Raw genomic sequence first — 10,894 nt, forward strand, 5'->3', positions numbered from 1 at the left:
TGTTCCGCCTTGGAGTGCGTTGGGGGTTTCGCTCGCCATAACGCTGTTTTCGCTCATTTTTCCTGTCCCGACTTCCGCCGGAACGTTCCGGCTCTGCCTTTTTGCCTTAAGCACATCTGATCCCGAAAACCGCTTCACACTTTTCGGGGTGCGCTATAAGCCTATGGCTGTCATATGACAGTTTGATAGCATATAGCTTGAAATGTCGTCAGAATTGATGAAAACGCTTCCGGAAACAAGACTTTCGCGCTACACGCATGCCAATGTCTATGCATGATCTTGCCCGGAAACCGGCAAGACCAAGCCCATACCGCCCATCGACCAGAACCGGAGCATGTTATGTCCGATCACATCATTCCTCACTTTCAGAACGACGCCGGCCATGCGGCCATCGAAATCGGCGTGAAGGAATTCATGTGCGTCGGTGCAAACCCGCCTTTCGATCATCCGCATGTGTTTCTCGACATGGGCGATGAAAGCGAAGCCGTTTGCCCGTATTGCTCGACGCTCTATCGCTACAATGCAAAGCTCCATGCCGACGAAACCGTTCCGGCTGGCTGCGCTTACGAAGCACCTGCCGATAAAGCAGCCTGATCCCGGCTGCTGATCCGGGGCTGAACTCCGGAGGCCTCACCGACATGAGCAGAGGGCGCATATTGATTGCCGGGGCCGGAGTTGCGGGCTTGTCGGCAGCGATGGAATTGGCAGCACGCGGCTGGAACGTCCGGCTTGTCGAAAAGGCAGAGACCCTTTCGGAAGTCGGCGCTGGCCTGCAACTCGCCCCCAATGCGATGCGCCATCTGCAACGGCTCGGCGTTGCCGACCGTCTTTCCACGCAAGCGGTGACGCCGGAAGCACTCTATCTTATGGATGGGCGTAAAGCGCGTCCGCTGATGGAAATGAAGCTTGGCGACAAGGCTCGCCAGCGCTGGCATCATCCTTATGTCGTTTGCCATCGCGCCGACCTGCAATCGGCACTCCTCGATACCTGCCGCGAACAGCCAAGCATCGAGATCAGCCTCGGTGCTGAAATCACAAATCATCGCGTCGAAAATGGAGCCGTTGCGGCAACCATCCGCCGCGCCAACTCCGAAGAATCTGTCGGCGCGGCCTATGTGATCGCCTGTGATGGCGTCTGGTCGGCGGAACGATCAAAGGCAGGTTTAAGCAAGGCGCGGTTCAGCGGCCATATCGCATGGCGCACGACGCTTGCCGCCAGTGCCCTGCCCGCCTCCTTCCTGAACGCCATGCCGGAACGCAAATCTGTCTCCGCATGGCTCGGCAAGAAGGCGCATTTCATCGCTTACCCGGTCAAGGGCGGCAGCTTCTTCAACTTCGTCGCCATCACAACGGGTGAAAATCCCGGCGAGGTCTGGTCCAGAACCGGCGATGCGGCGCGTCTGCGGTCCATCTATGACGACTGGGGCGCGGCCGTCCGCGATGTGCTGGCGGCTGCCGATGGTTGGACCTACTGGCCGCTTTTTGAAATGCCGGATGCTCAATTCGTCGGGCCGGACCGCACCATCTTTCTCGGAGATGCGTCGCACGCGGTCACGCCTTTTGCGGCGCAGGGTGCAGCCATGGCGATCGAGGATGCGGCAGCGCTGGCACAAGCGCTGGACGACAGCGACCGCGAAGCTGGGCTGAAGCGTTTCGATGCCGCCCGCAAGGAGCGCATCGCTGCGGTCGCCAAACGCGGCGAGCTGAACAGGTTTGCCTATCACGCCACCGGCATTTTTGCGCTTGGCCGCAACGCGCTTTTCGCCATGCGCAGTCCAGACAGCTTCCTTAAGGATCTGGACTGGCTTTATGGCTATGACGCCGTCGCGGCCATACGGGATTAAGCCGCGTCGCGCGCGGCCTCCAATGTCGCAATATCGATCTTGACCATCTTCATCATGGCGTTCGCCACGCGTTGACGGACATCCGGTGCACCATCCTGCAGAATATCCAGCAGCATGTCGGGCACGATCTGCCATGCAAGACCGTATTTATCGGTCAGCCAGCTGCACTCCATTGGCGAGCCGCCTTCCAGCAGCCTTTCCCAGAAGGCATCCACTTCCGCTTGATCCCTGCATCGCACGATCAGCGAACTTGCCGGTGAGAACTTGAACTGCGGGCCACCGTTCAGGCCGCATATTTTTTGCCCGTCGAGGGTAAAATTCACCACGACGGGCTGTTCCTCATTTTGCTGGTGGCCATGCGTGAAACGGATCGCGCCGTCAATCGAAGCCGGTCTTCCGCACGCGCGGAAGATTGAGACATAGTGGTTCGCGGCTTCTTCAGCATTTCCGTCGAACCAGAGACAGATCGTCAAACCTGACATTTTCTCCTCCTTTGCCTTGTGTGGTCATTATCCGGCGCGTTAGCCCATGACCTTTTTGGCTTCCTCCATGTCCATCCACATGATCTCCCAGATATGGCCATCGAGATCCTCGAAGCTGCGTCCATACATGAAGCCATAATCCTGCTTCGGGGCGGGATCGGCCTTTCCGCCTGCATTTACCGCTTTCTCCACCGTGGCATCCACTTCGGCCTTGCTTTCCGCCGACAGGCAGACCAGCACTTCGCTGACCGCATTGGCATCGGCGATCTTCTTCGGCGTGAACTGGCTGAACTTGTCATGGTCGAGGATCATCACGTGGATCGTATCCGAAAAGACCATGCCGGAGGCCGTTTCGTCCGAGAACATCTCGTTCTTGGTAGCGCCGATCGCTTCGTAGAAACTCGTCGACTTCGCGACATTCTTCACTGGCAGGTTCACGAAAATCATTTTCGGCATGGGATTTCCTCCGTTGGCGGGCTCGGCGGCCCGCTCCTGTTTCTTCGATTATCTATCGCCTGCCCGGCTCCCCGGCGATACAAGGTCAAGCCTTCCGGTGCGAACAGCGCAATGCAATTGGGGTCGGATTGGCTCAAAGTTAGCTTGTATATAATGGCATATAAGTTATGATTAGCAACCATGAAGTTAGAAAAAATAACCAAATCGGAAAAGCAACCCGCGAAGCGCAGCTATGACGATGCCTGCGCTGCGGCCCATGCCCTTGATTTGATTGGGGAACGGTGGGCGCTTCTGGTGATGCGCGAATTGATGCTCGGACCCAAACGCTTCAGTGACTTGCGGGCTGACCTGCCGGGTGTGAGCGCAAATGTCCTCACGCAAAGGCTGGAAGGACTGGAAGAAGCCGGCATTCTTCGCAAGACGAAGCTGCCGCCGCCTGCTGCTGTGCAGGTCTATGAACTGACCGAGTGGGGCTACGAAAGCGAGCCGATCCTTCAGGCACTAGGCCGATGGGCGGCGCGCTCGCCAAAACATGATCCCAACCTGCCGATCTCGACCGTTTCCTTCCTGCTTTCGCTACGGACCATGATCGATCATCACAGGTCTGGCGGTTTACGCGGGGTGATCGGTCTTCGCCTGGACGGGGAAGATTTCACGGCTCATCTTGCCGATGCCGAAGTTCGGATAGAGCGCGGCGTGGCGCAGAAGTATGATCTGCATTTCGAAAGTTCGCCGTGCATGCTGGCCGCCGCCATCTATGGCGGGCAACCTCTTTCAGTGCTGGAAAGCGCCAATGTTCTCAAGATCATAGGTGATCGCGCCCTTGCGGAAAAATTCGTGACGCTGTTCCCGCTTCCGGACAAGGCTGAGCTGCCCGAATGAAATATGCAACTTTTTGGTTGCTTATTTTCGTTCAGCCTTTATATTGGCAACCATAAAGTTGCCAATTACGGAGGAAGCAGGCCATGACAAGCAGTACAGACCGCATTGAGAAGACTGTTGATATTCGCGCCGGGATCGACCGCGTATGGCGTGCGCTGACCGATCATGAGGAGTTCGGAAGCTGGTTTCAGGTGAAGATCGAGGGGCCTTTCATCGTCGGCACTCGTTCGCTTGGCCGCACCACCTATCCGGGCTTCGAGCATGTGCGCTGGGAGGCCTTCATCAAGGACATGCATGCGCCGGACTATTTCGCCTTCACCTGGCACCCCTATGCCGTCGATCCGGATACGGATTATTCCAGCGAACCGCCGACGCTCGTCGAATTCCGGTTGCAGCCTATCGAAACCGGCACACGACTGACCGTGACCGAAAGCGGTTTCGATGCCCTCCCCGCCGAGCGCAAGCCAATTGCGCTGCGGATGAACGAAGGCGGCTGGGAGGAGCAGGTCGGCAACATCAAAAGACACGTCGAAAATGAACGATAGGCCAGAGATGACCGGCACGGATATGTCCATGGTTTTCGCCGCACTTGCCGATCCGACCCGGCTGGCGCTTATCGAAACCCTGAGCGACGGCGAAAGCCGTTCGATTGTGGTGCTGTCACAAAATGGCAGCATCACCCGGCAGGCCGTGACAAAGCATTTATCTGTGCTGGAACAGGCAAATCTGGTCGAACGGGAAAAGGTCGGTCGGGAAAGCCGGTTTCGGCTTCACCCCGCCCCGCTTGTCGATGCCCGCGCCTATCTCGCAACCGTCTCCAGCCAGTGGGATGATGCTCTCCAGCGTCTGCGCCGGTTCGTGGAAGATTAGATTTGCCTGAATAGAAGCGAAGACGTGCCCTTCACGAAGCCCAGCTTTTCGTAGAAGGGCACAAGGCGGTCAGGACAATAAAGCTCGAAGCTTTTCACGCGCTTCAGCTTTTCACGATTGAGGATGCGTTCGACCAAGGCTTGCCCCAACCCTTGCCCTCGATGCTGTTCCGCAACGATGACATCGAAGATCATCGCCTTGAAGGTGAAATCGCTCAGCACCCGGGCAAAACCTGCGATCCGGCCCTCGCTATCGAAACAGAACTGAAGCAGGTCGCAATGCGCGAGCATATGGGTGACGTCCTCAAAGCTCCGCTCCTTCGTCCACCATTCCCCGCAATAGAAAGCATGGAATTCGCGGTATCGCTCGACCGGCAACTCTTCCGTCCATTGAAAGTTCTTCACGATCCCTCCGTGCTTGCAAAAACACCCGCCAGATTGCCTGGCGGGTGCCTTCAATTCAGAAGCCGAATGCCGGATCAGTGCAGGATCTGGCTGAGGAACAGCTTGGTGCGTTCGTGCTGCGGATTGTCGAAGAACTCGTCCGGCGAGTTCTGTTCGACAATCTGGCCCTGATCCATGAAGATCACGCGGTTGGCGACCTGACGGGCAAAGCCCATTTCGTGCGTTACGCAGATCATGGTCATGCCTTCGGCGGCAAGGCTCACCATCGTATCAAGCACTTCCTTGACCATTTCCGGATCGAGAGCCGATGTCGGTTCGTCGAACAGCATCACTTTCGGGTTCATGCACAATGCGCGGGCAATGGCCACACGCTGCTGCTGACCGCCGGAAAGCTGGCCCGGATATTTGTTGGCCTGTTCCGGGATTTTGACGCGCGCCAGATAATGCATGGCGATTTCTTCCGCCTGCTTCTTCGGCATCTTGCGCACCCAGATCGGGGCGAGCGTGCAGTTTTCCAGAATCGTCAGATGCGGGAAAAGGTTGAAGTGCTGGAACACCATCCCGACTTCGCGGCGCACTTCGTCGATCTTCTTCAGGTCGTTGGTCAGTTCGATGTTGTCGACGACGATCTTGCCCTTCTGGTGTTCTTCCAAACGGTTGATGCAGCGGATCATGGTCGACTTGCCGGAGCCCGATGGGCCGGCCACAACGATGCGCTCGCCGCGCATGACCTTCAGATTGATGTCGCGCAGGACGTGGAACTCCCCGTACCACTTGTGCATGTTGGTGATTTCGATGGCGACATCGGTTTTGGAAACCTGCATCTTTGAACGGTCAACTTCCACTCCGAGCTCGGATTGCGGGAGGGCGCTTTGTGCACTCATTTCCATTATTCCCTTTATTCTTATCGTTTATGACCCGTATCGAGGCGTCGTTCCATGAATATAGAGTATCGCGACATTGCGAAACAGAAAATCCAGAAAACGAAGCCCGCAAAGATCAGGCCGGTAGCAGGCGTCTGTGGAGAAGCCCAGTTTGCATCGGAAAAGTTCTGGCGGACGATGCCCAGCAGATCGAACATGCCGATGATGTAGACAAGGCTCGTATCCTTGAAGAGACCGATGAAGGTGTTGACGATTCCCGGAATGACGAGCTTCAGCGCCTGCGGCAGTATGATCAATCCCGTTTTCTGCCAATAGCCGAGGCCAAGCGCATCCGCACCCTCATATTGCCCGCGCGGGATAGCCTGCAAGCCGCCGCGCACCACTTCCGCCATATAGGCCGAAGCGAAAAGCGCCACACCGATAAGCGCACGCAGCAGCTTGTCGAACGTTACGCCTGGCGGCAAAAACAGGGGTAGCATGACGCTGGCCATAAACAGCACCGTCACCAATGGGACGCCACGCACCATTTCAATGAAAATGATGGATAGCGTCTTGATGACCGGCAGCTTCGAGCGCCGCCCGAGTGCCAGCACGATGCCAAGCGGCAGCGAAACTGCGATGCCGACAAAGGACAGAACAAGCGTGACCAGCAGCCCGCCCCAGAGCGGCGTTTCCACATAGGGAAGGCCGAACCAGCCGCCGACCAGCAGGAAGAAGGCGACGATCGGAAAGACGAAGAAGAACAGGATCGCATTGAGCCCTTTCCTCGGCGCCTTGGGAATCAAGAGCGGCACCAGAAGGACCACGAAGATCAGCGCGGTCAGGTTGACGCGCCAGCGCTCCGAAATCGGGTAGCGGCCATAGAGAAACTGCTCGTATTTCGCATTCACGAAAGCCCAGCACGCGCCCGACCAGCCTTCCGGCTGCGCACCGCCTTGCGCGACGGTGAGACAGGCGGTGCGATCGGCACCGGTCCACACTGCCTTGACGAACAGCCACTCGATGATCGGGGGAAGAAACCACGCTACGAGCAGCAGGCCCAGGATGGTCAGAGCCGCGTCGAGGGGCGTTGCGAACAGATTGACGCGCAGCCAGTGCGAAATGCCCTGCACCGAGCGCGGCGGCGCTTCGCCATCCACCATCTGCGTGCGGACATATTGGAGATTTGCGTTTTCCATTGTCATCTCTCCACCAGCGCCATCTTGGCATTGAACCAGTTCATGAGGCCCGAGGTAATCAGGCTGATGCCAAGATAGATCACCATCCAGATCGCCACGACCTCGACCGCCTGACCGGTCTGGTTGAGGATTGTTCCGCCCACCGCGACAAGATCCGGATAGCCGATGGCAATGGCCAGCGACGAGTTCTTGATAAGGTTGAGATACTGGCTCGAGAGCGGCGGAATGATGATGCGCAGCGCCTGCGGCACGATGATGAGGCGCATCGTCTGGCCAGGACGAAGGCCAACGGCATAGGCTGCTTCGGTCTGCCCCTTGTGGACGCCAAGAACACCGGCGCGAACCGTTTCGGCGATGAAGGACGCCGTGTAGAAGGACAGCGCCAGAAACAGGGCCAAGAATTCCGGCTTGACCTGCGTACCGCCCGTCAGGTTGAAGGTGCCGAGTTTCGGAAAATCGAATGAGATCGGAAAGCCGGTTGCAATCAGCGCGAGAACCGGCAGCCCGATGATCAAGGCAGCGGCTACGCGTATCGTGTGAAATGGCTGGCCCGTCGCCATCTGGCGGCGTTTTGCCCAGCGCGCGACGACGACCGAAGCGACTATACCGATGAGAAGCGCCACCGGCAGAAGCCAGGCCCCCTCGCCCCACACCGGCGAGGGCATGAAGAAGCCGCGATTGTTCATATATGTGCCGAGCGGAAGCGCAATGCTGTCGCGAGCCTGCGGCAGTACCGAAAGCACGCCGAAATACCAGAAGAAGATGACGAGCAGCGGGGGAATATTGCGGAAGACTTCGACATAGACCGTGCAGATCTTGCGGATCAGCCAGTTGCGCGAGAGCCGCCCGATACCGACCAGAAATCCAATGATCGAAGCCGTCACGACACCGAGCGCGGCTACGTAAAGCGTATTCATCAGGCCGACCAGAAAGGCCCGGCCATAATTCGAATCGCTGCTGTATTGAATAAGCGTCTGACTGATATCGAAACCGGCGCGACCATTAAGGAAGCCGAAACCGGATGCGATATTTGCACGCTGAAGATTGGCGATCGTGTTGCCCACGATCCAGTAGATCGCCCCGATGACCACCCCGAAGACGATCACCTGATAGAGGATGCCGCGAATCCGCGGATCGTACAAGAGCGAAGTTCCGCCGCTATCCTGGCGGCGTTCAGTTGCAGAATAGGAAGCCATATGTTTCCTGTGCCTCTCGGCTGACAGCATCCGTTCCGAAAAAATGACAGGGCGCCTTTGCCGGACAACGCCGGAACGGCAACGTCTGAAATCGGAATATCGAATGCCGAACCGTTCGGTCCTGCTGTTTCCTATCCCGGCTCCTCAGGAGCCTTTGAAGACGGCAAGACGCGGTTGAATTCCAAAAAGCAGCTTGTCAACATTCCCACACCCGCCAGATGCGGGCCGAAAGCAAACGGACAAACTGCAAAGCCGACAAATCCGGCGGGCGCTGTTGCACCCGCCGATTGATCAGTCCGGAGAGTGACGCCCGTCAGCGCACGGGGACGCCATATTGCAGGCCGCCCTTGTTCCACTGGGCGTTGATGCCGCGTGCGATCTTGAGCGGGCTGCCGGCGCCGATGTTGCGCTCGAAAATTTCGCCGTAATTGCCGACGCCCTTGATGATCTTCACCACCCAGTCATTGTCGAGACCGAGATCGGTGCCGATCTTGGTATCCGCTTCCACGCCGAGAAGACGCTTGATGTCCGGGTTGTCGGACTTCTTCATCTCTTCAACATTGGCCTGCGTGATGCCGTATTCCTCGGCGTTGAGCAGCGCGTTATGCGTCCAGCGGACGACGTCCGTCCACTTGGAATCGCCCTGACGAACGGTGAGGCCGAACGGTTCCTTGGAAATGATTTCCGGCAGGATGACATGATCGTCGGGATTGGCGAGCGCCAGACGAACGCCGTAAAGGCTGGACTGGTCGGTCGTATAGGCGTCGCAACGGCCGGAATCGTAAGCGGCGTTGGCTTCTTCGATCTTCTCGAAGACCACCGGATTATATTCCATCTTGTTGGCGCGGAAATAGTCGGCCATGTTCATTTCGGTCGTCGTGCCGGCCTGAACGCAGATGGAAGCGCCGGAAAGCTGCAAGGCGGAATTGATGCCCGACAGCTTCTTCGAATTGATCATGAAGCCCTGGCCATCAAAGTAGTTGATGCCAGCGAAATCGAGACCAAGCGCGGTGTCGCGGCTGATGGTCCAGGTCGTGTTGCGGATCAGGACGTCGATTTCACCCGACTGCAGGGCGGTGAAACGCTCCTTGGCGTTCAGCGGCGTAAACTTCACCTTGGTCGGATCGCCGAAAATCGCTGAGGCCACAGCGCGGCAGTAATCCACGTCAAAGCCGGACCATTCACCCTTGTCGTTAGGCGAAGCAAATCCGAGGAGGCCCGTATTAACGCCGCACTGCAGAAAACCTTTCGCCTTCACGTCGGAAAGCGTGTCAGCGGATGCTCCCGAAGCTGCGCAAAACAGCGCCGCCGCACCCAATACACCCGTCATAAGAGTTTTTTTCATCTGGCCTGCAACCTTTTTCGTTCCCTGGAGAGCGTCGGACCTCCGGTCCATGACGTCTCTTGTTGCTTTATTTTTTGCATAAACCCGTTGGATAAGTCGCGTGACCTCCCAAGCCCATGCCCTACAACAGCTTGTCCCGCCCGAGACCGCTATCCGGTCTTCGATTTTTCTTTTGAGCGCAGTGACAAACCTGTCGCCTTCACGGGTCTTATCGAAGGCGAAATTTTGCCTTTGGTCAAGGCATTAACGCAGCCGGGTGAAAAGGCTTTCAAAAAAGATGAGGGGGAAATATTCGGAAATTTACATGATTTCCCGATTTCTGGGTAGAAAGGCCGTTGCGTGCACTCGCGGTCGCAGGCGAGCGAAAACCAATAGCTTATGATAATAAATACAGCCAGTTAAGCTTCACTACCATCCCAGATGCGCACTGCAGGAGACAACCATTACGGGAAATCAGATGCGCGGCATCACGCCATCGTCATCCAAAGAAAAAATAATATTTCGCGTGGCCATGTAGCGGGAAACCCACCAGGCGGCCACGAATCCGATCGTCAGACCGGCAATGACGTCTGTCGGATAATGTGCGCCTGCGGCGAGCCTGCTAATCCCGAAGAGAAGGCAGACCGGAACCGTAAGGATGCGCCAGCGGGGAAGGAATATCCAGAGCGAAACCATCATGACGCCTGCCATCATGGAGTGACCGGAGGGGAAGCTTTCATAAAGAAACTGGCCGTTGAAAGGCGAGAAATAGGCCGCGCCCCTGTCATCGAGCAGAAACGGGCGGGCCCGGCCAATTGCAAGTTTGCCGATTTCCACCGGCACGCTTGCGACAACGATCGAGAGCAAGATGAGCGTCGCCCAGCTGTGGAGCCTCACCAACCACGATCCTGTGCCAGTGCGCAGTTTCGGTGAAAGCAGGATCGCGGTGGCGAGCCACACGACGATGCCTATTGCGAGCCAGACGACGGTGCGAATCGCATCCGTGACCGTCCGCAGGAATTGCATGACGAAATTGGTGCTTTGCGCAGTCACGCGGATAATGTCGGCATCCCACAGATGCAGCACGAGAATGATGAAGGGCAGAAGGACGACGACTGCCGTCATTTCCATCGTCCAGGAGGATGGTGCGCCCTTATGGGCCGGGCGCAAAAGAGCCTGGAGAAGTTCCAGCGCCGCGCGAAAGGGATAAAGAAACATGCTTCCCGTGCCTGACGCCGCCATACTGAAATGTCCTTTCACAAGCTTATTACGCAACAAACAGCACGCGAGGTTGCATCCGGCACGCGCGCATCCTATCCAGATATTCAAAGTTCCGCCGCAACCGAAACCGCAGATATTTTTGCCGCAGCCGAC

The 10,894-nt window shown here is 57.2% G+C and carries 14 protein-coding genes; 6 read left to right on the top strand and 8 right to left on the bottom strand.

Annotated features, from left to right (window positions below):
* The first annotated feature begins 339 nt into the window (after nucleotides 1–339).
* A complete protein-coding gene (locus F9K78_RS17135) occupies nucleotides 340–594 on the top strand; it encodes a zinc-finger domain-containing protein (RefSeq protein ID WP_006472410.1) in 255 nt (84 codons plus the stop codon).
* A 44-nt stretch (nucleotides 595–638) separates the two neighbouring features.
* Nucleotides 639–1,844, top strand: coding sequence for an FAD-binding protein (locus F9K78_RS17140; protein ID WP_151682475.1), 1,206 nt, complete (start codon nucleotides 639–641; stop codon nucleotides 1,842–1,844).
* Here F9K78_RS17140 and F9K78_RS17145 read toward each other — a convergent pair.
* Nucleotides 1,841–2,326 (bottom strand): VOC family protein, encoded by a 486-nt coding sequence (locus F9K78_RS17145; protein WP_121982711.1) that lies wholly within the window; start codon nucleotides 2,324–2,326, stop codon nucleotides 1,841–1,843. The genes F9K78_RS17140 and F9K78_RS17145 overlap by 4 nt on opposite strands.
* Nucleotides 2,327–2,365: 39 nt before the next feature.
* The gene (locus F9K78_RS17150) at nucleotides 2,366–2,782 is read right to left on the bottom strand and encodes a VOC family protein (protein WP_122066696.1); all 417 of its coding nucleotides are present in this window, start codon (nucleotides 2,780–2,782) and stop codon (nucleotides 2,366–2,368) included.
* Between the two features lie 180 nt (nucleotides 2,783–2,962).
* On the opposite strand from F9K78_RS17150, the gene F9K78_RS17155 reads away from it, so the two are divergent.
* From F9K78_RS17155 to F9K78_RS17165, 3 genes are all read left to right on the top strand, one after another.
* Nucleotides 2,963–3,664 carry a winged helix-turn-helix transcriptional regulator gene (locus F9K78_RS17155; protein ID WP_151682476.1) on the top strand — a complete coding sequence of 234 codons (702 nt, stop codon included), beginning with the start codon at nucleotides 2,963–2,965 and terminating at the stop codon, nucleotides 3,662–3,664.
* Nucleotides 3,665–3,747: 83 nt separating this feature from the next.
* Entirely contained in the window at nucleotides 3,748–4,209 is a 462-nt protein-coding gene (locus tag F9K78_RS17160) for an SRPBCC family protein (RefSeq protein ID WP_151682477.1), read from the top strand.
* Between the two features lie 7 nt (nucleotides 4,210–4,216).
* A complete protein-coding gene (locus F9K78_RS17165) occupies nucleotides 4,217–4,534 on the top strand; it encodes an ArsR/SmtB family transcription factor (RefSeq protein WP_151682525.1) in 318 nt (105 codons plus the stop codon).
* On the opposite strand, the gene F9K78_RS17170 is transcribed toward F9K78_RS17165, so the two are convergent.
* From F9K78_RS17170 to F9K78_RS17190, 5 genes are all read right to left on the bottom strand, one after another.
* Nucleotides 4,531–4,938, bottom strand: a complete 408-nt coding sequence (locus F9K78_RS17170; RefSeq protein ID WP_151682478.1) for a GNAT family N-acetyltransferase — start codon at nucleotides 4,936–4,938, stop codon at nucleotides 4,531–4,533. The two genes, F9K78_RS17165 and F9K78_RS17170, sit on opposite strands and share 4 nt — an antisense overlap.
* Nucleotides 4,939–5,012: 74 nt before the next feature.
* On the bottom strand, nucleotides 5,013–5,822 hold the full coding sequence (locus tag F9K78_RS17175) for an amino acid ABC transporter ATP-binding protein (RefSeq protein ID WP_021587807.1): 810 nt from the start codon (nucleotides 5,820–5,822) through the stop codon (nucleotides 5,013–5,015).
* Between the two features lie 20 nt (nucleotides 5,823–5,842).
* Nucleotides 5,843–7,000: an amino acid ABC transporter permease gene (locus tag F9K78_RS17180; RefSeq protein ID WP_122066694.1), complete on the bottom strand. Its 1,158-nt coding sequence runs from the start codon at nucleotides 6,998–7,000 to the stop codon at nucleotides 5,843–5,845.
* A 2-nt stretch (nucleotides 7,001–7,002) separates the two neighbouring features.
* Complete coding sequence (locus tag F9K78_RS17185; protein WP_151682479.1) at nucleotides 7,003–8,196, bottom strand: amino acid ABC transporter permease; 1,194 nt, start codon at nucleotides 8,194–8,196, stop codon at nucleotides 7,003–7,005.
* Between the two features lie 313 nt (nucleotides 8,197–8,509).
* Nucleotides 8,510–9,541 carry an amino acid ABC transporter substrate-binding protein gene (locus tag F9K78_RS17190; RefSeq protein ID WP_121982771.1) on the bottom strand — a complete coding sequence of 344 codons (1,032 nt, stop codon included), beginning with the start codon at nucleotides 9,539–9,541 and terminating at the stop codon, nucleotides 8,510–8,512.
* 87 nt (nucleotides 9,542–9,628) lie between these two features.
* Between F9K78_RS17190 and F9K78_RS17195 the strand changes: the two genes are divergently transcribed.
* Nucleotides 9,629–9,868: a hypothetical protein gene (locus tag F9K78_RS17195; RefSeq protein WP_235925466.1), complete on the top strand. Its 240-nt coding sequence runs from the start codon at nucleotides 9,629–9,631 to the stop codon at nucleotides 9,866–9,868.
* 126 nt (nucleotides 9,869–9,994) lie between these two features.
* On the opposite strand, the gene lpxE is transcribed toward F9K78_RS17195, so the two are convergent.
* A complete protein-coding gene (gene lpxE / locus F9K78_RS17200; protein WP_121982720.1) occupies nucleotides 9,995–10,762 on the bottom strand; it encodes a lipid A 1-phosphatase LpxE in 768 nt (255 codons plus the stop codon).
* Nucleotides 10,763–10,894: the final 132 nt, after the last annotated feature.

Source organism: Brucella pseudintermedia (genome assembly GCF_008932435.1).
In the GTDB taxonomy this organism is placed as follows: Bacteria; Pseudomonadota; Alphaproteobacteria; order Rhizobiales; family Rhizobiaceae; genus Brucella; species Brucella pseudintermedia.